Consider the following 24,055-nt stretch of genomic DNA (forward strand, 5'->3'; position numbering starts at 1 on the left):
GTTAATAAACATCATTAACGCGCAAACTTGCGTAGAGCCAGTAAGACAAGTGGCCAGCTGATGATACTCATCATAAGCGACAAAGCAGATTTTGCGATAAAAGTATTTTGGATAAACATCTGCAGCATCCATAAATTTAGCTGAAAAACAACTAACCCTAAACTGGCTATCAACCATGCGCTGATGGTATTTAGTTGTCTAACATAGATACTAGTAATTTTGATCACTAATGCCACCACGACAGCGGCAAAGGCTTGCTGTCCTAGATGGGTGTCCATCAGCAAATCTGCAATAAGCCCAATAATAAATGCGGTAAAGATACCCACATAGCGCGGCTGGAATAGTAACCAATATATCAGCACCATGATCATAATCATGGGCCGTAGTGTTGCCATACTTGGGCTTAATGGATAGATATTGAGCGATGAAGCAATAATAAAGCTTAGAACAATGACCACAATCAACAGTGCCGTTGAATTCTCAGAATCAGGATACGACATGAGTACTTACCTTAGCGATTGTATAGTGGCTACTGTGATATGGTTGATTGAATACTGATAGGATACTATGGATAAAAAATTTGATGAGCCATTTGGTAGTTTTGCATAAAGTGTTAATGTATCTTTGCTACTGACCAATAGCAGTGTTATTTTTATTGAGTAGCTTGTCTTGGAGTATCAATACGTACGCATTATCAATAAAGTTTGCAGAGGGCGTAACCTCGATACTTCTAAAATTATCCGCTTGCTCATCTTTGATGTGGGCAATACGTCCAACACGATAGCCCGCTGGAATTCGCCCACCCAAACCAGATGATACCAACTCATCACCCACACGCACATCTGAAGTCTTAAAGACATAGTTTAGGCTCAGTGCAGATGGGATACCTTGGCCTGTTACGATAGCACGCTGACCAGTACGTTTGACAGTGACAGCCACTGACTGCTGCTCATCTGTAATCAATAGCAAACGGCTTGTATTAGGATAGACGTTAATGATCTGTCCTAAAATACCATCTTCATCGATGACCGTTTGTCCCACTTGTACACCATCTTGCTTGCCTTTATTGAGCACAACAATCTGTCTGAGTAAGTTGGTATCTGTACCAATGACTTGAGCTAAGTTGAGATCAAACTGCTCAGGCTTAGTGGTTGATAAAATCCCCTGCAAACGCGCGTTTTGCGCCAAGATATAATCTTGTTGCTGCAGTTTGGCATGTGCATGAATGAGTTGTGATTTTAGTTGCATGTTTTCGCGGCGCAGCGCTTCTTTTGACTGCAAACTACCACTCGCCCAATGCTTGGCATAGCTCGGTAATAAAGACATCTCATAAATAGGCTGCATGGCAGCATGACTGGTACTACGTACTGGATTGAACCATTCCGAGTTTTTGCTATCAAACCACATCAGTACTAAGGCTGCTATCAATACAATGGCAGTCTTACGAAGTGATAACGCTTGGCGCGCAAAGATACTTGGAGTCATAAGTCGTCTAATTTAAGAATTCTAAAATGAGCAATAGCACTTATTTAGAGCATGAATGTTTATCGGTGATATTAGGTTCTAGCATGGATTAATGCAATTAAAGGCAGCGCAATTGGCTACCTTTAATGTTATTTACTTGTCATCTCATGGGCTATGTCAGCCATCCTGAAGCGGGATAATAGCGATAGCAAAGGTATGTGGGCATAACGCTCATGAGCAAAAGCTGTTTAAACAAAAATCATGTTCAAGCTTTTGTTATTGATAAAATCAAGGGCGATACCACCACCACGGCTAACGCAGGTTAATGGGTCTTCTGCTACCGTCACTGGTAAGCCAGTCTCTTGTGAGATAAGCTTGTCAAGATCGCGTAGCAATGCGCCACCACCTGTCAACACGATACCACGCTCTGCGATGTCCGATGACAACTCTGGCGGTGTCTGCTCAAGGGCAACTTTTACAGCGCTGATAATACCGCTTAATGGGTCAGTCAATGCTTTTTGTACTTCTTCTGAATTGACGATAAAGGTCTTTGGTACGCCTTCTGCCATACTACGACCGCGCACTTCTACCTCTAGCTTGCTGTCTTCATTCAATGCAGAGCCAACTTCTTTTTTGATGCGTTCAGCGGTCGTCTCACCAATCACACAACCATGTGTACGGCGTACGTGTGTAATAATCGCCTCATCAAACATGTCGCCACCGATACGGATAGACTCAGCATAGACGCAACCAGATAGCGCGATAACGGCAATCTCAGTTGTACCACCACCGATATCAACGACCATAGAACCACTGGCCTCATGAACAGGCATGCCAGCACCGATAGCCGCAGCCATTGGCTCTTCTAGCAATAATACTTTGCTCGCGCCTGCTGATGATACTGCCTCACGAATCGCCTTACGCTCAACCAAGGTAGACTTACATGGCACACATACCACCACGTTAGGCTGTGCCATAAAACGCTTGGCTTTTACCTTAGTGATGAAGTGTTTTAGCATTTTTTGCGTCACTTCAAAATCAGCAATCACACCGTCTTTTAGCGGGCGAATCGCTGTGATATTGGCAGGCGTACGACCCAGCATTTGCTTGGCATCGATACCCACAGCAGCGACGGTCGGGTTTTGAGTACGATTGCTTCGTAATGCGACCACCGTAGGCTCGTCAAGTACGACGCCTTTATTAGGAATAAAAATAAGGGTGTTCGCAGTACCGAGGTCGATAGCGATATTATTTGATAAAAATCCAAACAGGTTCATGACTAATATATCCAGCGTCTTACGAATGAGGCGAATGGGATTGACTGAGGTGTTACTCGTCAGTGTTGAGCAGGTCGTCGTTAGACATTAACGGGAGCGAAAGTGAATCATCGCAACCAGTCAAACCTAAGCAATAATGATGCTATGAAAAACTGAGCTAAATTATACCGATTTAGCTCAAAAAAAACATAGGTATTTGCATCAGTAAGCAAGGATTTTTGTCTGAGACGCTAAAAGTTGTTACAAAGTTTGAAATAGTAGTGACTATCATTCAACTCAATGAAACCGCTTTTAATGTGATAACTAACAAGGCTCTACAGGCAGATAATTGCTTTACTTAATAGTAGGTGCATACTGTAACGTATTTTAGAACCTAATTGGGAAGCAATTGAAAATCAATCATGAATTATTCGGTCAGTTTTGCAAGTATTTGTGTATTGCTATGTCAGCACTCTGCCCTGATTGATATGGTGTATTGATTGATATTGTGCATCAATCAAGCCTCATACTCTGTAAACTTGAGTCAGATGCTTTATAATAAGCCAACTTTATAGCCAATTACATTTGAGCGCTTATATATTTGCCTTATCCCTACTCTAACAAAAACTGTCCTTAACTGGAGAAACTATGTCTCAGCAATCAGCAACGTCTGACAACACTGTCAGCCGTGAAGAAATTCTAGAAGTGGCCAACCTTGCGCGCTTGGGTGTCGATGAAAGCACGGCCGATAGCTATGCCGACGATATCAGTAAAGTATTAAAACTTATGAACACGCTATCTAACGTAGATACCACAGATATCAAGCCATTAGCCAATATCCACGAAGCTTGCCAAGAGCTGCGTGTTGATGTGGCCAAGCACGATATCGAACGCGAGCGCAATCAATCGGTCGCGCCTGCCGTTGAAGAAGGCTTGTATCTGGTGCCACAGGTAATCGAATAATTATGTCATATGACAGTGATTGGTTCCTCTGATCACGTATTTGCCATCATCTCATCTTATTTTATGCTATTAACATTTTGACGGACGACACCTTATGTCTGAACTTCATCTATTAAGTACCGATCAGCTCATTATGGGCTTACAAGACAAACAATTTAGCAGCGCAGAATTAACCGAGCATTACATCAAGCGCATCGACGCGCTAGACAGCAAGATCAATAGCTTTATCACGCATACCTCTGAGACAGCACGCGCACAAGCAAAAGCCGCTGACGAGATGCGTGCCCAGGGCGACAAGCGTCCGCTACTTGGCGTACCGATGGCGCACAAAGACATCTTTTGTACCCAAGGCGTCTTGACCACTTGTGGCTCAAAGATGCTGCATAACTTTGTCTCACCATATAATGCAACTATCGTCTCTAACATCGACAACGCTGGCATGATTAGCTTAGGTAAGCTCAACATGGATGAGTTTGCGATGGGCTCAGATAACAGCAGCTCATACTATGGCACCGTACAAAATCCTTGGAACCTAGAGCGTGTCCCTGGTGGCTCATCAGGTGGTAGTGCTGCCGCGGTTGCCGCAGGTTTTGTCCCTGTTGCGACTGGTAGTGATACAGGTGGCTCTATTCGTCAGCCCGCCTCATTCTGTGGCCTAACGGGTATCAAGCCTACTTATGGCCGTGTGTCACGCTTTGGTATGATTGCCTATGCCTCAAGTTTGGATCAAGCTGGTAGCATGGGACACAGTGCAAAAGATTGCGCTTATTTGCTACAGCCAATGATTGGTCACGATCCGCGCGATGCCACTTCGATCAAATACGATATGCCTGACTACGTACAAGATATCAATGATGCCCAAGCTGCGGCTGGTGATAAGCCATTTGCTGGCTTGCGTATTGGTGTGGCTAAAGAGTACTTCGGCACAGGGCTTGATAGCGAAGTCGAACAAGCAGCACGTGCCGCGCTCAAAAAATACGAAGAGCTTGGCGCAACGATTGTAGAAGTAAACATCACTGATCCTGAGATCACGCTTGCCACCTATTATATGCTAGCGCCTGCTGAAGCATCATCTAACCTGTCACGCTTCGATGGCGTACGTTTTGGCTATCGCTGTGAAAACCCAACGGACCTTATCGATCTATATACGCGCTCACGTTCTGAAGGCTTTGGCCCTGAAGTACAGCGCCGTATCTTGACAGGGACTTATGCGCTATCGGCTGGCTATTTCGATGCTTACTATACTAAAGCACAAAAAATCCGTCGCTTAATCGTCAAAGACTTTGATGAAGCATTCGCTAGCTGTGATGTGATTGCTAGTCCAACTGCACCGACGGCTGCTTACAAGCTTACTGACAACCTTGATCCTGCGACGATGTATTTGGGTGACGTTTATACCATCGCGGTCAACCTAGCGGGTCTACCTGCACTTAGCCAACCAGTTGGTTTGACTAAAGAAGGTCTACCTATTGGCCTGCAATTAATCGGTAAGCACTGGCAAGAGAGTCAACTACTCACAACTGCGCATCTGTTCCAGCAGCATACCGACCATCACTTACAACACTCAGCCATCGCAAAGGAGACGGTATAATGAGTACAGTAACTACTGATAACAATGCCGTCCGCGAGCACGCCGTGCGTAAAGAGCTATTCGTCGATGGCTATGAAGTGGTCATCGGTATCGAGATTCACTGCCAGCTGAATACAGAAAGTAAGATTTTCTCAAGTGCGCCGACTGACTTTGGTCATGAGCCAAATAGCCAAGCAAGTATCGTTGATTTGGGTCTGCCTGGCGTATTACCAGTACTAAATGCTGGCGTGGTCGATCGCGCGCTAAAATTCGGTATCGGTGTCAATGCTGAGTTGGGTCTATTTAATACGTTTGATCGTAAGAACTACTTTTACCCTGACTTGCCTAAAGGCTATCAAATCACCCAAATGGCCAATCCTATCGTGGGTGAAGGTTACATCGATGTTGTAGTCAATGAGGGCGAAAAGAACGAATATCCTAAACGTATGGGTATCACTCGCGCGCATCTAGAAGAAGATGCAGGTAAATCTGTCCATGACGCAGTCGATGGTATGACGGGTGTGGATTTGAACCGTGCTGGCACGCCACTAATCGAAATCGTCTCTGAGCCAGACATGCGCTCGGCTCACGAGGCGCTTGCCTACATCAAAGCCATTCATCAGCTAGTCACATGGCTAGGTATCTCAGACGCAGTAATGGCTGAAGGCTCATTCCGCTGTGACTGTAACGTCTCTGTACGCAAGCCAGGCGCTGATCTTGGTACGCGTACTGAGCTAAAGAACCTAAACTCGTTCCGCTTCATCGAGCGTGCTATCAATCGTGAAATCGAGCGTCAAATCGATATCTTAGAAGATGGTGGCAAAGTCGTTCAAGCGACGATGCTATATGATCCAGAGCGTGACGAAACGCGTACCATGCGTACCAAAGAAGACGCCAACGACTATCGCTACTTCCCTGATCCTGACCTGCTACCTGTCCGTATCGAGCAGCATACGGTTGATGCGATTAAAGCAGCAATGCCAGAGCTACCTGTCGCTCGCCGTGCACGTTTTGAAGAAGCGCTTGGTCTGTCAGAATATGACGCTCGTATCTTGACTGGTAGTCGTCAAATTGCCGATTATTTCGAAGCTGTGGTCGCAGAAGTTGGGCAAGCAGATGCCAAAATGGCTGGCAACTGGGTCATGGGTGACTTACTCGGCGCACTGAACAAAGATGACACAGATATCATCGACTCCCCTATCAGCGCCAAACAACTGGCTGGCATGCTGAAGCGTATCAAAGATGACACGCTATCTGGCAAATTGGCTAAGAAAGTCTTTAGTGCGCTATATGAGCGTGAAGGCGGCAACGATGATGATGCAGCAGACAAAATCATCAAAGACAAAGGCCTCAAGCAAGAAACTGATACTGGTGCTATCAAAGCAATGGTCGAAGAAGTCATCGCAAAAAATGAAGCGATGGTCGAAGAATATCGCGGCGGTAAAGAGAAAGCCTTTAACGGTCTGGTCGGTCAAGTCATGAAAGCCAGCCGCGGTAGTGCTAACCCGCAGCAAGTGAACCAAATTCTAAAAGAATTGTTGGGTTAACACGAGCGGCGCAGCAGTTAGACTGACTATACTGGGCAGAATGGTGTTGTAGATTTTGGCTGATATAAATAGCCCTTGCAATATACATAATTTTGCGTAAAATAGTCAGTCATTCGGGGCGTAGCGCAGTCTGGTAGCGCACTACACTGGGGGTGTAGTGGTCGCAGGTTCAAATCCTGCCGTTCCGACCAAACATAGATTTAGGGCAGACCGTCATAGACCGTCTGCCCTTTATTTTGGGCGTTTTTCAGGTTTTCACTACTTTGTAGGTGTATGGCGTTCCATATAGAATGTTGGTATTATTGTTGGTATCGAGCAATACCAACATGGACAATACCAACAAAGGATAGACCCATGCCCCTAACCCATACCAGTATCAACAAGCTAGCCCCTAGCCCCACCTCGATTGATACAAAGCGACCTGATAAACATAGTGATGGTAATGGGCTGCAATTATGGGTTCGTTATACGGGCGTGAAGTCATGGATCAGCGCCTACCGCTGGCAAGGTAAGCAGCAAACCCTCACTATTGGCACTTACCCAGTAATGAGCCTTCAAAATGCACGCAAGCGCAATATTGAGATCAAAAGACTTATAGCTGATGGTATCAACCCAAAAGACGATAAGAAAAAGACACAAGCCGACAATGACGGATCAAGGGCGTTCGATACCATAGCCCAGCGTTGGCATGATGACCGCAAAGCACACATAGCCCCTACCACCTATAGCCGTGATTACTCACAGTACCAGCGCGATATTAAACCCGTCATTGGTCACATGAACATAGAGGACATAACCGCGCCTGATGTTTTGGCTATCGGTAAAGCTATCGAAGCGAGGGGCGCAGCTGATATGGCAAGGCGTGCAATGCGTCAAACGGGGCAGATATTCAAACAAGCCATACGTGAGGGCTTAACCAACCTCAACCCAGCCACTGACCTAACCGAAGCACTAAAACCGCATAAGGTGAAGCACCACAGCCGTGTGACCAGCCAGCAACTACCTAAACTACTTCAAGACATTAACGCCTATGATGGTGATCTATTGGTAAAGCTGGGGTTATGGTTTTTATGCTATACGTTTGTGCGTACTCAAGAACTTAGGTTCATGGAGTGGAGCGAGATAGACTACAAAAATAAGCTGTGGCGCATACCATCTGATAAAATGAAAATGGATAGACCACACTTAGTACCACTTGCACCGCAAACAATGGCACTACTGGAGCAGATCAAGGCGCTAGGTTTTTCGGATCAATACGTTTTCTTTAATACCTCAACCCGTAAGCCATACAGTACCAATGCTTTTATCACTGCCCTATGGCGCATGGGTTATAAAGGACGTATGACAGGGCACGGCTTCCGTGGACTTGCCAGCACTACCCTACACGAACAGGAATACATGCACGAAGCGATAGAGCTACAGCTAGCACATGAGAAAGAAAACAAAATCAGCAAGGCATACAACGGAGCGCAGCATCTACCCTATAGAAAAGACATGATGAACGACTGGGCAAACTTCATTGATAACGCATACGCTGGCAAGCTAGACAACGTGATCCGTGCAGACTTCAAACAACACAAACAAAAGCATGGCTAATATCATGCTGTAACGACCATGCAAGGCTAGGACTAATTACCCGAAAGCCAGCCGTTCACACACCTTTAGGCTGGCACTGCCTTGCACCTACTTTGATTTAAGGGTGTGTAAAGGTGTGTATTGTGAGTAAAGATAAGAGTTATTACGACCAGTTCAATAATTGTGATGATATAAAGAACAGGTATGATTATTTTACAGTGCTAGAAGCAGCTTTGATATGGTGTGGCATACCTAACGACCAATTAGAGTTTGAGGCAAGCCAATGCCAACCTAAAGGTGATGACAATGGATTGCAAAGAGGTACGTTTATTCACCCTTATGTCTCTTGTGTAGAACCAAGGTGCTTAGTATTACATCAAGCATTTGAGGACAACTTTCTAAAAATGGGTAGAGATGGAGGAGAGAGTGGTTTTAAGAGTCTAACGGATTTTTCGGTAGGTCATATAGCACACCCAAGGCGTACGATTAAAATTGCAGACCTTAAGGAATATATTAAAAACTATCATAATGATGATATGCCTAAAAGTTTGTTCCCTGAATTGAATGTAAACCAAGATAGGGCATTGCCCCTAAACCTTATCCATGATGTGTATGGTCGAACTTATGATGTTAATCAGCATAAGAAAAACCGTGAGGACGACTATCTAACGCTTACCGAAACATTAAGTTTTCTTAATTATAATAATTATGACTATGTAAGATTAAGAGATATAGCAAGACGAAAATTGATTACCCCTTGCTTTTATTTTGATGGGTATGTTGGCAGTTTTAGAGGTGATAGCGATAATGGTTTTTACACAGAAGTTATAGCAGGCTATTTCACGTATAGATCACTTGCAGAAGAAATTTGTAGTGATGATGATTATATGAGATTACCAAACGATGGGGTTGTGATTTATAGCGTTCTTGAAAAGAAAACCGCCGCATATGTAGATGGTGACGATGTATTCTTGTTTAATGATAAGCCACGAGGACTTGAGGACGCTGAAGAATTCAAGCTAACACATATTGATGCTGGGGAAATCAGGTTTTCAAAGCGAGCACTGAATAGCTATATAGCATCACTTGCTAATGCAAGCCAAGGTGATACACCAGCACAGAATGATAGTGAGTTACTCGCAAAACTAGAAAGCACCCAAGCTGATAATGACAAGCTAAACGCTAGATTAAACAAAGCCAGTGAGATTTATAGACAGAATAAAAGTAAGATAGAAGAACTCGAAGCACAGCTTGAGAAAGAAAACGCTGATAGTGCAGAACTCAAAGAGCAGTTAAACAAAGCTAATGCAGCATTGGCTGACAAGCCAGCTGATGACAAAGAGTTAGCACCCAATTCACAAGCAAAAGTTACTCATATGCTTTACGCTATTCTAAAAGAACATAGATATGATTTATCACCACCCAAAGGTAAGGGTGTAGCAAACGACCAAATTGTAGCAGCATCACGGAGTCACAAATCACCAGTTACTAGAAACTTTGTAGCTAACTGGCTAGAAAGGGTGCATCAATTAGACATAGATCTAAATAAATAGGGTCATATCATCATGTTTTAGGGGCATATGACCGTCATATGACCTTATCTGACCCCTTTATCACCACATACCATAGAACCATGTTGAAAGCCGTAGCACACCGCTACAGCTGACATGGAGATATGAACATGACACACCCCACCCAAAACACTCCAGTTATTCCCTTTACTGGTGACACCTCGAACGACACCGAACCAACCACCGCAAATAGTCCAGCTATGCAACTGCCTACTACTGGCATGGGCAGAGCAAAGGACATTTTGCCGTTCCTACCCTTCAGCAAAACCACCTTGTTTGAATGGAGCAAGGACGGGCGTTTCCCAGCTGGCAGAAAGCTATCACCTACCATGACAGCATGGAGCTATGCCGAAGTCCATCAATGGCTAAATAGCCACACCTCAACCACTAGCGAGGTGTAAGTCATGCAGACACGGCAATCAAAGCAGACCTATAGCCAAATCATTATGGCGCACCTGATGGCAGGTAAGACTATCACCAATATGCAAGCCTATGATGAATACGCCATCACTTGTTTGGCTCAGCGTATTAGTGAGATACGAGCCAATGGCGTGATCATTCAAGATGAAATGATTAAGCAAAATGGCAAACGCTTCAAGCGGTACTGGATAGATCAGCCGACACCGCAAACCGTAGAGGGGGTGTAATCATGCTTACTATCTCAAACAGCAACATAGGTATGAAAGACGGGCTTTACTCACTCAATGACCTACATAGAGCTAGTGGCAGTAAAAAGAAGCACCAAGCCAGTAACTTCATGCGATTAGAAACCACAAAGGGCTTAATTGCTGAAATAGACCGTTCCTCAGATATGAGTAACGGAACAAATTCAACAGCTTACAAGGTTATTCAAGGTGGTGACTCAGAGCAACAAGGTACATTTGTATGCTATGAGCTTGTTTATAGCTATGCCATGTGGATCAGCCCACGCTTTCACCTACTGGTTATACGTGCTTTTCACTCAATCGCCGATCAGCAAAATCAGCTTAGCCAGCGACTCAATGAGTTATGCCATGATCTTAATATTGTTGATGCTGGACTCACTAGCGCAGGTCGTTTCCTTTGCAAGGTTGGTAAGCAGATCAAGCCACAAATACAGCACGATATTGATAACACCCTAAAACAGATGCAACCCAGCCTTTTAGACGTGGAGGACGTGTAAGATGAGAAACGATACCAAACCCAATCTAACAGCCCACCACGGGGCACACAGTCGCAAACAGACAGGCAAACGTGGCTTTCTACTTAGATTTACCATCTTTATGGCATGGGTGGCAGGTATTGGCTTGCTACTCTCACTAATCGCTTGCCAGCAAGTACAACCAAAACCGATTGCAACCGATGATAGCAGCGGTTACTATATAGACCTCTCAAATCTTATTAGCGACTTGCCAAGTCGTAAACCTTTGGCTTTTTTTGTGCCTGATAATAGCGCAGCCTCTCAAGCTGTCACTATACTATCAAGCATAGCCCCACAAGCGTATCTAAGCGCCACAAGGGGGCAAACCATCATATCTATAGCAAATCACTTGCTAACCGACTATGACGGGTTGACGCTGCAAAATAAAATAGCCGTAAGGCGAATATGCGGGGCGGTTTCTAATAAGACCGAGAGTAAGACCCGTCACCCTATACTTTTACCGTATAGCGTGGCATTCACTCAAAACTTATTAGGAGTTATCCGTCATGGGTAAATCAATCAGCACGACCTCAAACACTACAACACTAGCTAATCAAGCCAATAAAGGCTTAGATGACGGCTTGTCTATTGTCCAAACCAATCAACGTAATGTTATCGACTTAACCAGTCCTGATGATACCGATGTCATTATCATATCGTCACATGATTTATCAAACCTTGCCTGTGACATTAGCGGTGCAGCTGACGCTCTACATGATGTTGGTCAATTACTGGCACTTATTCACTATGACAAGATACAGGCTCATACAGCCGAAGCATTAGCGCGTCTAGCACATGATGCTACTAGCACATGGGCAGAGATACTAGACACGCAATTAGACACCCTCAACGAACCCCTAGTGATGACTGGCTATAGCAAGGTAGGTAGATCATGAAAACCTACCCACCGAAGCAAAGCCGTAAGCACGCCAAGCGCAAAAGCTACTACAAAAAGTACAGAGCCACGCGCAAGCCTAAACAGTCGCAAGCAAGGGGGACTAGATGACCACCACACCACAAACAGCCACCCATGAAAAAGCCCGTGCATCTAGCACAGGCTTTCCAGTGGTAATAAATAGTTTTGATGCAGCCACACGGCAAGGGCTGGCAGATGATCCTACTTTGACAAAGCTAATCGCGCTATTACCGCCTGACAGCTTGCTAAGTATTACCGACAATCTTACTACAGATGACGCGCAAATAGTACCGACAGCTGGCACGATAGCCTTACGTTTGCACGATAAACAAGGCGATATTGTAGGCGCGGTATTCTACACACCAAACAGCAAAGCCAAGCCTATTGTCATTGATCCTACAGGGTATGGCGCTATCATCATTGGTGAGCCAAACAAAGCCAATGAGATAATAGCGTTTAATGACCTTGATAGCGGTATTGATGTTTACAGCTACCTAATGAGCAGTGATAAGACAATCATTGTTAGCCCTCATAAAACAAAGCAGTGCCTTAAAAAGATGGTGCAGCACTGGAGCAGCGGATCACAAGTAATTGTGCCTATGACGCTTGATAATAAAGGCTTAATTAACCTATTGGCAGGTGTAAAGGCGCAAGCATTGGTTACGGTGGCTCATATCGTCACCATGATGCAGCATGACAGCTATGAAGCGATACTGGCAGACAGTGACACCCAGCTAATCAATTTACAAGACACTGCCTATTATCCTGAATGGCGCGATGATCCCCAGCTGAATGAACCAATGATCTACAGTGATGGGCGTTTTGAGCTCTACCACGATGGGCTATTTTTCGTGAAATATAACGATGATGACCCAGCAAACATTACTTTTAAGTCTAAGGCGTTTGTTTGTTCACCGCTTGAGGTTATCGCTAAGACACGGGACACAAGCAGCGGTACATGGGGGCGGTTATTGCAATGGCGTGATGATGACAGCGTATTGCATACATGGTCAATGCCGTTATCACTGCTACAAGGTGATGCAAGGGAATACCGCCGTGAGCTGGCTAGTCAAGGCTTGAACATTACCACCAACCCCAAACAGCGCAGCTACTTAGATACCTATATTCAAAACTACCCTATTCACAAACGGGCATTATGCGTGGATAAGTTGGGCTGGCATGATAAGCAATATATCTTACCTGACAGAGCCATAGGCAGCGATGGTGAACAGCTTATTGTCTATCAGTCTGCAAACAGTATTAACAGCACCCTAACCCAGCAAGGCACATTAGATCAATGGCGCGATAAGCTGTGCAAACCCCTAGCCGAGCAAAGCCGTTTTGTTTTCTCTATTGCTTGCGCGTTTGCTGGTCAATTACTGGAGCTATTAGAATATGACGGGGGCGGTTTTCACCTTTTAGGCTCATCGAGCATGGGCAAGTCCCTATCGCTTAAATTGGCTGCTAGTGTATGGGGCAGCCCTGACAGGTATGTTAAGACATGGCGCAGCACTGACAACGCCCTAGAAGGCACAGCAAGCGAGCACAATGACAGTTTTCTGCCACTTGATGAGATCAGCGAATGTGATCCCAAGATAGTCGGTAAAACCGTTTACATGCTGGCTAATGGTCAAGGTAAAGGGCGCAGCACCACCACGGGACACAATCGCATAGCCAAAACATGGCGCATTATCTTTTTGTCTAATGGTGAGGAGTCGCTACAAAACTTCATGGCGCAAGCAGGGCAGAAAACGAATGCAGGTATTGAGGTTCGAGTGGCGCATATAGACGCTGATGCTGGCAAGGGGTTAAAAACCTTTGATAGTTTGGTACTGGCAAAAACAAGCGAAGCACAAGCCGATAGGATCAAAGAACTATCACACGCTTACTATGGATCAGCTGGCATTGCATGGCTAGAACATATCACCAGTGACAAGGCAGCAACCACCGCCAACGCTGGGCAGCTTGTCAGTGACTTTATGAGCCAGTACAGCGACCTGACAGCACAAGCACATAGAGTGGCTAAACGGTTCGCTATCGTGGGCGCAGCTGGAGAGCTGGCAACACAGGCAGGTATAACAGGCTGGCAAGCAGGACAAGCAACGACAGCCGTCATGACATGCTTAGATAATTGGCTTGATAACTACGGGCGTGATGGTGAGCATGAGCAGCGCCAAATCATAGAGCATATCAAGGCGTTTATTGAACAGCATGGATCAAGTCGTTTTCAGCCTTGCCACATTCACACATACCAAGACTTTGAGCCTAAGACAACCAACCGCGCTGGCTATCACAATTACGACACAGGGGAATATTATTTCTCTACCAGTACCTTTGATGAAGTCTGTTCACCATTTAACAAAAGCAAAGTCTTACAAGTATTAGATGAAGCTGAATTGTTGAATGTGACTGAGAATGACCGTAAAACGTGTAGAGTGCCTTTACCATTCAAAAAGAACCGCCAGCGTGTTTATGCGGTCAAAGGTAAGATATTAAGTTGTGAAACTACAAAAACCACTGGGACAGCTGGGACAACTGGGACAACCCATACACAGCAAGGGCTAGAACCTGTCCCAAGCGTTAAAACACCACTGGGACAGCTGGGACAAAATAGCTCAATTTGTTAATCTGTCCCAAGTGTCCCAAAGGCTAAAAAAGGGCTGGGACAGCTGAAAGCCAGTAAGTACGGGCGCTGTCCCGTTGTCCCAAGTGTCCCAAGCAAAAAAGTAGATGCAGATAAAAATAATCAAAGGTGGGCGTTTATCGTCTGCCTTTTTTTGTGCCTAATGCTTATTGTGAGATCAGTTTGAGCAGTGGCAGCATGTTAAGCTATGTTAAGGTTTAAAACTGTATGGAGATAATCACCACGCAGCCAAACAGTGCAATTACTTTTACCACGTTTTACCGATCACCAGCCCCCAATGGGGTAACTATTAGCGTGATACCTTGCTGTCATTAGCCCACAGCGTCATGATGCAACCAAAACAGGATAGAGCCGTCAAAAATGCGATAGGTGCAGTTTTGCGCGTATTGAGCATGGTTTAAGTTAACTATTCCGCTACGAACTGCCAAAAAGTGAATGGATCGCAAACGCTTACTAATCATGGGGTGAAAGGCGATTTTAGCGTCAAATTAGCAAGGGGCTGTAAACCTAAATTGATGCGCTCAGTTTTGAGCCTATCTTTTAATACCACATGATACGAGGTGAGCATTTAGCAGCATTAGATAATTGACACATGAGCAGACAGTACAAGGCGCACAGATAAAACCCTATTCCATAGCCGTATTAAATTATAGAGAAGCATAGTTTTCGGACACGTTAGGCGATCACTGCCAAGCCCTTTTTATAGTGTAAAGAAACCCTAAGGTTTCCCCTAGGTTTTTGGACATCGTAGAAGCTGACAAAACCCAACATTCAAAATAAAAATACGAAGTAGTGAACCTGTCAAAACCTTACATTCAAAATTAATTTGCACCGCCTTGCATGTTGTCATTTGTTAACATTGGCAACACTGACCACCCCAAGATCACCACAAGGCTAGTACCTGTCAAAACCTGTTATTGCTGACAAATGCTAACATTGAGAACCTAATAAAACCTGAACCCTCACATAGTAGAACCTCACAAAACCTCACATTGAAAACCAAATTACACACCACACAATGCTGGCTTGAACCTTGCCTTTACCTAGTTTTCGGAGTCCATACAAAGGGTAATTTACGAACATCATAAGCAGCGTTAAAAATGAGTTTATGGAACAGTACGCGCACGCGCGAGGCAATCACCAGTTACAGGGGTTTTTACGCACTATAAAAATGAGTTTTTGGAGTCCATAAAAAGAGCGACTTTTGCGAACAGTACGCGCACGGGTGCAGCTTATACCAATACTGGCTAGTTTTCGGACATCTTAGAAGGCAATAAAAATAATTTCTTGAGTCCATAAAAAGGGACTTTCTGCACAGGTATCGAGGGGGGCTATAAATCGAGATTAAACAGGCAAACCATAGGACACCGCCCCTATTCACACGCACAAAATAAAAACCGTTTCAAAAAGAGGTTAAAGGTAGTTTTGCGACAAGTAACGTAGGCGCATGACTTACAGCGATTAATAGTAGGTTAAAGCCATGTTAAAAAGTTAAAGTACGCCTTTCATTGGTCATGCTAAGCTATAGTTTATTAAACAGGCACTAACAGGCGAATAGATGAACAAGTTAATCCCTATAATCTTATTATCACTGACAGCTTGCCAACCTATAGATGACACGTTTGATGATACTGATGACTTCATAAGGGTTAATGAGTTTTATTGGTCAACTTTTGGCAATGTTAAGCCATACCCATTTACTACACAGTTTGGTGATATTGCTTGCAGTATGAACGAGGTTGGTTTTTTCCCCGATGATACGGCTAATGATGAGTCGCAAGTGGGGTTACCATTGAATAAACTGGCTCAGCAAAGACAAAATGAAAGCGGTATAAAGTCCACTGTAAAAAATGCTATCAAGCCTAACGCTGATTTATCCGAAGCTATTAGAATGGGGCTAGATAGGTGTGAGAAAACGAAAGCGCGATTAGATAACTTTAGATCAGAAAGCGGTATGTAGAACTTGCCTACTGAAAAAGTGGAAGCAAGGAAAACAGGAAGCAGAACAGCCTATTTCTTACTATTTCTATTTAGTGCCAAGTCAATACAGCAAACGGATAGCGATAGAAGCAAACGTTTTTGAAGAAGCAAGAACTGGAATAACCGCCAATGGCGTGAATTAGCAGATGCAAAGAAAACGCACGAAATACGCACACATTTAAGTGCCATTAGCGAGCGCGTGCAGTCATTAGCAATTCAACCCCATGCAAACAGAAAGCAACCCCTAAACTTTTAATTACGCGCTAGTAAAAATATGCATATGGCAGCGGTCACCGCTTGCGAAGTCCTGAACAATTACACCACCCTACCGTATTGAGAAATGTTGAAACAGCAAATAGTGAAAATAATAGTAAGTGAGGCAGTAAACAGCCAAAAAAGACAACGTGCTCCTTTGCTATATTCCAGTTTTTTTATTTAAAAGCTAGTGCACCATTTATCTGAAACCAGTATAAAACCTAACTTTTTCCTGCTAAATTTAAATACTTGATCATATGGTTAGTAAACAAGGAGGTTTTATGCATAGAGAGCTAAGAGGCAGTGAGTTGACTCGTACAATGCTAAAATGCGGCTATAAAAAAATATGGTGTGCTATTAGTGATGAGAGTGACGAGCAAGCAATAGAGGAGAATGAAGGGAATGATTTTACAGCTTATATCGTAGCATTTAAAGATGGCTATTTTTATTGTACTAGTGGTATGCAATGGTTATATGCTGTGCCAATCAAAATAGAAGAGATAAGAGATATTAAAAACGATTGTTGGTATTATGGTTGGTATCATCGATATAAAAAATAATCAAACTTATATATTTAAAGGCATACAGACCTTACTTTACTTCCTGCCGTTCCGACCAAACATAGATTTAGGGCAGACAGTCATAGACCGTCTGCCCTTTATTTTGGGCGTTTTTTTATGACCCTATAAGCGGCTAAAGAGGAGTTATTTTTACTACCCTTTATTGATCATAAAACAGAAATTAGAGATGCAATCCCTACTATCATTAGCTCATAGCGTCATAGTACTGTCATAAGAATTTAGAATCATTCGACAAAATAGATGAGCTTTGTTTCTATCGTTTCATTTGCTAAAGACAGTTTTCAGATGCGTTAAGCGAAAGCAACCAAACTATTTTTATAATCCCCAAAAATCTATAGAACTCTAAAGCACTGGCATGCATCGAATAACTTGTCATCTTTACAATGTACAAATCAATGTTTTAAACGGTACTTCCATTGCTTAAGTGTTGGTCGTTTTCTGCTGTTGCTGCTCAATAAGATGATAGCCTCATTGTAAAAATCCATATCAAAAAATGGCGTATTTGATTCAGACGTCGATTCCATACAATTAGTACGGTCCAAATTATATACGGGGCCTACTGTTTCTTTATTACATCTAACACATCTATATACTGATCCTCTCTGTCCAACAAAAACAGCAATCTCTCCACAAGAACAATCAAGAGCCATATTCCTCAATATGTTAGCAGCTATACATACCGAAGAATTACCTGATTTTTCTTCATCATACTTTTTAGATCTAGTTTTTTCTCTGAATAATGTAGCCTTAACTAAGCTTATTATGCTCATACATAGTCTCTCAAATTGGTTTAAGAATACTTCTCAGATAGAAATACTGCTTACAAGGGCACATAAAACATACTTTATACTTTATTAACATAAATTAATCATATTGTAACTTAAGCTTACGAATAACGCTATTGGTATAATCGGATATATGAATACTAACAAGTCATATTCTTTAGATAAGTAGAACAGCCAATCATTGTTTTCAATGGTTGGCTTTTTTTGTGCTAAATTTGGTTGGTAATTGTATGATACTTTATTGAGCAAACAATAATAAAAATCTTGCAAGGCATGATGAATAATCAAAAGACAGCCGTTCACACACCTTTAGGCTGGCACTGCCTTGCACCTATTTTGATTTAAGGGTGTGTAAAGGTGTGTATTGTGAACTATATTTTTGCTTTAGAAGAAGGAAAGTTTGATAAATATATATGCTTAGAAGATATTATTGATATTCTATGCTGTTTTTCTGAATATACCACTTACTACGTTGCTAACTATCTCAAGTATTACAAATTTCATAATATTACTATAGCCTACTATATAGATGTTGATAGTGCTGAGGTGTTACCTATTAACAATCAACAGGAAGTATTTCTTTCCTTATTCAAAGACATTACAGAATTACCATTAACTTTGAATCATGCTAGAGAAATACCAATAGATTTAGTAGGTCGCTTGAGCGATGTGTACTTTATTAGAGAAGACCTGAACAAATTAGATATTTTCAATAAATTTGGCAGTCCTGATTTTACTAATCATAAGATAGTTGATGAAATAGATCACAAAAAATATGAAGATGAAAAAATCCTAATTGGTAGGAAGCTTTACGAGCTGGTAGTAAGTAGTAGAATAGAGGTTAAAGACAAAAATCTTATAAATATTGAGGCAGTACCAAATCTGATAGGACGTCTTTTTTATCAATTTGTTATCAAGTTTGATAAATTAGTGTTAATGAGTACTAAAGACTTCCTTCCTAAAGAAAATCAGTTTGTAGCTACTATTGATAGTAAACAAGAATATTTTGACTTAGCTATTGAAAGTGAACAGCAGAAAGACGAAGTAAAAGTACTAATGGAACAGGTGAAAAACCTTAAAACCGAAAATGAAATACTTAAAGCCAAACTTAATGATGAGCTGAATAAAACCAATGCTAAATTGGCAAACACACCAGCTGATGATGTGGAATTAAACCCCAAAACTCAAGCAGCTGTCACACGTTTATTAAATGTCCTATTCCACAAGGCGCAATTAGATATTTCAGCTCACAAAGGAACGACCAATAAAAATATAGTTAATTCCTCAATAAGTCTTAATGCAAAAGTAACCGAAAAGCCCGTAAGTCATTGGATAAAACAGGTACAGCAACTAAGCATAGACACAGAAAAAATATAATTAAAAAAATAGGGGTATATCACCGCTATATACCCTTATAAGCCCCCCTTACTACCACATACCATAGACCTATGTTGAAAGCCGTAGAATATCTTTACGGATCAATACACAATATGGAGCTATGAGCATGACCCAGCACAACCAACCACCGCACAACGCATCCAGAAATCCATCAAAATGGCTACTCCCAATATTCAAAACAGTATTCAGCATCCTATTACCCTACCTGCTGTCACCGCCTGATATCAGCATTCATATTTATCACATTAATATCATATTTTAGCGCCAACAAACTGAACACTACCCTAGCGGATACTTGTCATCTATAGACTTTTATAGAGCGAGCCGTTAGGGTAAATGTACATCTTCACACTGGTTTATCCTATGCCCGAGCCTATCAATCAGCCTACACCTAATTGCCTCATAGATAACGCTCCTTGGGAACGTTACCGCCGACCCTATGTGCGTGATTTGGCGTACGTGCTGGCATGTCCCAATGTCTTGACGCAGTGGCTAGACTTTGCACCGCATCAAAACACCCATACGGTTGACGTACATAGCGCGCAATTTTGGCAAACCCAGTTTGAGGCGTACGAGCAACGATTAACAGAGCTAGACACCACTGCCGCCTATCAAGAGCTGACTCGCTATTTACTCAAACGCCCAAGTCCCAATCGACTAGGCTTTCACTTTGAGGGACTGCTATCATTTTGGTTAGAGGATGGGTTTGCGCGCAAGCTGCATCCGTATGAGACCCTAGCAAACAATGTGCAGCTGTACAATGGTAAGCAGACCGTCGGTGAGCTTGATTTGATTTTATACAATCACACAAAAGGTCTGGTGGAGCATTGGGAGCTAGCCATTAAATTTTTTATGGGTTCAGCGCCTTTTGAGCCTGTGAACTGGGTGGGGATCAACTCCAATGACAATCTACAGCGCAAAATGACGCACATGCAGACCAAGCAGTTTCGAGCGGTGTGGGTAGATACGGAAGCTCACGGGCAGGTCAAAATAGACAAGCGCTATGGGGTTATAAAAGGGCGATTCTTTCTACCAATTAACACAACCAACCTTGGCGATTATGAGTGGCCTCATTGGCTAACGCCCAGCTTTCCGATACATGAATGGTGCGATAAGAGAGATAAAGCCGCTCTTGCGACGATTGACGCCGCTTCATTACGAGCCGCGCATTATATTGAATGGTTCACCAAGCGCGGCTTTTACGATGATCGTCAGCAGCCGATAGTTTGGTCAGATAATGAGTTACCTAGGACAGGTTTATATTTTGAAGGTAATAGACATATTGTCATTTATCCAAGACAGTTAGACCAACTAAAAGAATAGTCTGAGCGAAGCTGCTATTTTGTTTATATCATAGCTACCAAGCATACTGCCCGTATAAGCTGACTTCACTGCGCTTAGCCTCGCCCCAATTGAGACTATCTGTCAGTAATCTGATACCACCATATTGACTGTCTAGCGCCAGACCCAGTGCGTGCGTCTGCGGCTCTATGAGTCCTGTGATGGTCATGGGATAAGTACGATAATCTGTCTGATAACCTGCCGATAGCTGGTATAAATCCTGAATATCATTTACTTGCCCTTGTAGACCAAGCTGCCAGTGATTATTTATTTGGTGCTGAAGACTTCCCTCTACCCGCCATGGTAATGTCTGTGTGACATCATCAGTATCAAGCTGCCCTTCTATGGTATATAAAGGTCGACCATCGATATCGTAATCCAACGTATAACGGGTACTTGGCATCTCTTTCCAATACATGCGTCCAAGTACATCGTAAGCATCAATAGATAATTTTGTATTCTCGGATAGATCGCCTTTCAGTTGCAAATCAAACGAATAACCATATCCTGAAGGCTTGTTTGGGTTCCAGCCCAGATTTTCTTCACCTAAGGCGGGCTTATCATAATAATAATTGATATCAGCATGCGTCTCATCTAAGCTGTCGCGTATATTTGTTACCTCACTAGCTGGTAGTCCGATTGTACTCAAATCACCTACTATTTTGCCATCTAAAGCATGCAATCCTTGCCATATGTTGGCACGAGTCGTTAATTGCCAGTTGGGCAAAACCTTTTTAGTAAAACCAATATTAGCCCCTACTCTTTCATTGTGCTTAGCTTCTAAATACAAAGGATAAGTCTGACTGGTGCTTGGGGGCTGCTGGTTTTCATACTGCCAGTAGACCTTAGCAGTCTGCTCACTAAAGCTCATTAAATAATCATAACGCCATCCTAAACCATAGCTAATCGCACTATTCGCAGGACGAATCTCAAAAGAAGCTCGGCCTTGTACATAAGCATGGTCACCTGAATCTAAAGGTGCACCCCAGTCGTCCAAAAATTCAGATATAGGCTGAGCTGGGCTATGCGCAGTGGCCATGACTGTCCAAGCACTCTGCGTATCTGTTATTTCAGCGTTACCATCTACGAAATTCATTGTTTGTGGATTGAGGTAAAAATTCACACCGGCATCATTATCAACCCTATTGCTTTGAGCAATCGCAGAGGTAGATACTATAGCAGATACAATCATACTGGTAGTCGTTGGTGTAATAATCATCCTCATACGTTTATATAGAAATAATACGACGTTTTCAGGTAACAAATGACATAGAGTTGAAGCAGAAGTTGACATTGGTTTCTCACATTTGTCAAAGGGCACAAAAAAGAGACAGCTGGTGCTGTCTCTTTTTTCTTTTTTATACCTCAATCATGAATAGAAACATCTGAGAGTGCGGTATAAACATAGCTCAATTAAAGAATTATTAAACTATTGTCATTAAACTTAGCGGTAATTTTGCCATCATTATCCATCAAATCGCCATAGTCTTTACCATTAACCATGATATCGCCTAACTTGCCCATACTATCTTTGATGAAGTCACCGTCAGCATCAACCTTTAATGTGATCGACGCTTTATTTTGTTCAACTGTAAACTGTGTACCAGTTACGTCGTAGTTATTGTCTAAAGTAGATTGGCCTTTTACAAATAACTTTTTACCTTCTACGCTGGCTGTGAGGCCTTGTAATTCGATAATATTACGAGCCGTGCGCTTGAGGTTGGCTTGGAAATCAAGCGGAATAATCGTTGCGCTTTCTTTGGTCACCTTTCCTTTGATCGCCAATACGATTTCCATACCGACATATTGGTCTGCTGCTTCTTCGATATTATCCGCACCATCAATAGTGATAAATTTCTTTATATCATCATCGTTAGCAGTTGCGTTAAGCGTAATCTCTATATCTGTAGCAGGCTTAGCCTTAGTCAACTTGCCTGTTATTGCAATCTTATAAGGTATCGTTCTAACGGATAAGCTATTATCTGCCAACTTTCTACTGATATCTAATGCTGCAAACTCTAAATTCTTTGCTTCAATAGCACTATCATTGGCAGACAATTTTAGACTACCTAATTTGATAACAGCCTTCTCTAGTGTAATGCCAGCTTCATTGACATCATTCATATCAAAGTCATCATTGACCACGACTTTATCACTAAATTGTCCACTAACTGTTGCGCCCTTGGTACTCGAACTCAAAACAACCGCATCAATACCAGTACCAATTTTAATGCTTTCAAAACCTAAGCTGCCATTGAAGTTAGAGGTACTTGTATTAGAGCTTAGCGCATTTTCATAACCATCAAATACAGTCGTAAAAGTATCTACAATAGCCGTGGTTTCATCATAAACTTTAGTCGCTGGGTTATAAATATAATTATACTCTTGCACATCCACTTTGGTCGTACCTGTCAAAGCAAACTGCCCATCCGCATTGAGTGTTGCCACAAAGTCTGACTCTGGTGTCAGAACGATGTTACCCAGCGAGGTGTCAAATGCTTGATCATTAGACAAGGCCATAATATTCGCTGCGGTAAGCTTTGAGAGATTTTGTTCTTTCATATACTCTTGCAAATCACTTGGGATATGAAACGTATAATTAAGACGCGTGCTTTGATTGTCGGTGAGGATATCACTTGCGCCTTCATAAGCCTCTGTGACTGCTTGGTTGTCACTCACGAATAACTTGGCAGTACGAATCATCTCTTTTGCTTGGTCAAGCTCCGATAGACTATTATCAACAGGTGGCTTGACAGGCACATCTGGTGTATTGCCGCCGTTGCCAACAGAGTCGTTGCTATCATCACCGCAGCCTGCTAACGCTAATACACTCGCTAACGCCAATGTACTCAATTTAAAAAATTTCATCGCACAGTCCTTTATAGAGATATTTCAAAGAGTAGAAGTAGCAAAAGTTAGATCTAATTAAAAACAAACTCAGTCAAGAAGTCTGATAAATAATAGAAAACTTAAGTTTGCTTTTGAATGGAGCAATAATACTCTTATTTGAATAATTTATCTATAAAGTA

20 protein-coding genes and 1 tRNA gene are annotated in these 24,055 nt (G+C 42.7%); 16 read left to right on the plus strand and 5 right to left on the minus strand.

The window, feature by feature from the left end; translation table 11 throughout:
• Positions 1-14 precede the first annotated feature (14 nt).
• The 3 genes from mreD to QO189_RS10515 form a co-directional block, all read right to left on the minus strand.
• Positions 15-500 carry a rod shape-determining protein MreD gene (gene mreD, locus QO189_RS10505; RefSeq protein ID WP_371532675.1) on the minus strand — a complete coding sequence of 162 codons (486 nt, stop codon included), beginning with the start codon at positions 498-500 and terminating at the stop codon, positions 15-17.
• Positions 501-627: 127 nt separating this feature from the next.
• On the minus strand, positions 628-1,485 hold the full coding sequence (mreC, locus tag QO189_RS10510) for a rod shape-determining protein MreC (RefSeq protein ID WP_371532676.1): 858 nt from the start codon (positions 1,483-1,485) through the stop codon (positions 628-630).
• A 227-nt stretch (positions 1,486-1,712) separates the two neighbouring features.
• Positions 1,713-2,741 (minus strand): rod shape-determining protein, encoded by a 1,029-nt coding sequence (locus QO189_RS10515; RefSeq protein WP_238038740.1) that lies wholly within the window; start codon positions 2,739-2,741, stop codon positions 1,713-1,715.
• A gap of 627 nt (positions 2,742-3,368) precedes the next feature.
• On the opposite strand from QO189_RS10515, the gene gatC reads away from it, so the two are divergent.
• From gatC to QO189_RS10595, 16 genes are all read left to right on the plus strand, one after another.
• Positions 3,369-3,683 (plus strand): Asp-tRNA(Asn)/Glu-tRNA(Gln) amidotransferase subunit GatC, encoded by a 315-nt coding sequence (gatC, locus tag QO189_RS10520; RefSeq protein ID WP_371532677.1) that lies wholly within the window; start codon positions 3,369-3,371, stop codon positions 3,681-3,683.
• 94 nt (positions 3,684-3,777) lie between these two features.
• Positions 3,778-5,274, plus strand: coding sequence for an Asp-tRNA(Asn)/Glu-tRNA(Gln) amidotransferase subunit GatA (gene gatA / locus QO189_RS10525; protein ID WP_371532678.1), 1,497 nt, complete (start codon positions 3,778-3,780; stop codon positions 5,272-5,274).
• A complete protein-coding gene (gatB, locus tag QO189_RS10530; protein ID WP_371532679.1) occupies positions 5,274-6,800 on the plus strand; it encodes an Asp-tRNA(Asn)/Glu-tRNA(Gln) amidotransferase subunit GatB in 1,527 nt (508 codons plus the stop codon). Before gatA ends, gatB begins: the two co-directional genes overlap by 1 nt.
• Positions 6,801-6,914: 114 nt before the next feature.
• Positions 6,915-6,991: transfer RNA gene (locus QO189_RS10535), tRNA-Pro, on the plus strand.
• Positions 6,992-7,154: 163 nt separating this feature from the next.
• Positions 7,155-8,396, plus strand: coding sequence for a tyrosine-type recombinase/integrase (locus QO189_RS10540; RefSeq protein ID WP_371532680.1), 1,242 nt, complete (start codon positions 7,155-7,157; stop codon positions 8,394-8,396).
• Positions 8,397-8,518: 122 nt separating this feature from the next.
• Positions 8,519-9,928: a coiled-coil domain-containing protein gene (locus QO189_RS10545; protein WP_371532681.1), complete on the plus strand. Its 1,410-nt coding sequence runs from the start codon at positions 8,519-8,521 to the stop codon at positions 9,926-9,928.
• Between the two features lie 128 nt (positions 9,929-10,056).
• Positions 10,057-10,347 (plus strand): helix-turn-helix transcriptional regulator, encoded by a 291-nt coding sequence (locus tag QO189_RS10550; protein ID WP_371532682.1) that lies wholly within the window; start codon positions 10,057-10,059, stop codon positions 10,345-10,347.
• A 3-nt stretch (positions 10,348-10,350) separates the two neighbouring features.
• Positions 10,351-10,593, plus strand: a complete 243-nt coding sequence (locus QO189_RS10555; protein ID WP_371532683.1) for a helix-turn-helix domain-containing protein — start codon at positions 10,351-10,353, stop codon at positions 10,591-10,593.
• Positions 10,594-10,595: 2 nt separating this feature from the next.
• Complete coding sequence (locus tag QO189_RS10560; protein ID WP_371532684.1) at positions 10,596-11,108, plus strand: KilA-N domain-containing protein; 513 nt, start codon at positions 10,596-10,598, stop codon at positions 11,106-11,108.
• A 1-nt stretch (position 11,109) separates the two neighbouring features.
• Positions 11,110-11,640 carry a hypothetical protein gene (locus QO189_RS10565; protein ID WP_371532685.1) on the plus strand — a complete coding sequence of 177 codons (531 nt, stop codon included), beginning with the start codon at positions 11,110-11,112 and terminating at the stop codon, positions 11,638-11,640.
• The gene (locus tag QO189_RS10570; protein WP_371532686.1) at positions 11,633-12,022 is read left to right on the plus strand and encodes a hypothetical protein; all 390 of its coding nucleotides are present in this window, start codon (positions 11,633-11,635) and stop codon (positions 12,020-12,022) included. The genes QO189_RS10565 and QO189_RS10570 overlap by 8 nt, the downstream gene beginning before the upstream one ends.
• Before the next feature lie 106 nt (positions 12,023-12,128).
• A complete protein-coding gene (locus QO189_RS10575; RefSeq protein WP_371532687.1) occupies positions 12,129-14,669 on the plus strand; it encodes a DUF927 domain-containing protein in 2,541 nt (846 codons plus the stop codon).
• 1,575 nt (positions 14,670-16,244) lie between these two features.
• Entirely contained in the window at positions 16,245-16,646 is a 402-nt protein-coding gene (locus QO189_RS10580; RefSeq protein ID WP_371532688.1) for a hypothetical protein, read from the plus strand.
• A 556-nt stretch (positions 16,647-17,202) separates the two neighbouring features.
• Positions 17,203-17,481, plus strand: coding sequence for a hypothetical protein (locus QO189_RS10585; RefSeq protein WP_371532689.1), 279 nt, complete (start codon positions 17,203-17,205; stop codon positions 17,479-17,481).
• A gap of 1,172 nt (positions 17,482-18,653) precedes the next feature.
• Entirely contained in the window at positions 18,654-19,664 is a 1,011-nt protein-coding gene (locus QO189_RS10590; RefSeq protein ID WP_371532690.1) for a hypothetical protein, read from the plus strand.
• Between the two features lie 384 nt (positions 19,665-20,048).
• Entirely contained in the window at positions 20,049-21,008 is a 960-nt protein-coding gene (locus QO189_RS10595; protein ID WP_371532691.1) for a DUF1853 family protein, read from the plus strand.
• 34 nt (positions 21,009-21,042) lie between these two features.
• Here QO189_RS10595 and QO189_RS10600 read toward each other — a convergent pair whose 3' ends face one another.
• A complete protein-coding gene (locus QO189_RS10600; protein ID WP_371532692.1) occupies positions 21,043-22,218 on the minus strand; it encodes a hypothetical protein in 1,176 nt (391 codons plus the stop codon).
• 221 nt (positions 22,219-22,439) lie between these two features.
• Entirely contained in the window at positions 22,440-23,894 is a 1,455-nt protein-coding gene (locus tag QO189_RS10605) for a hypothetical protein (protein ID WP_371532693.1), read from the minus strand.
• Positions 23,895-24,055: the final 161 nt, after the last annotated feature.

Source organism: Psychrobacter sp. Arc29 (assembly GCF_041431175.1).
Classification (GTDB): Bacteria; Pseudomonadota; Gammaproteobacteria; order Pseudomonadales; family Moraxellaceae; genus Psychrobacter.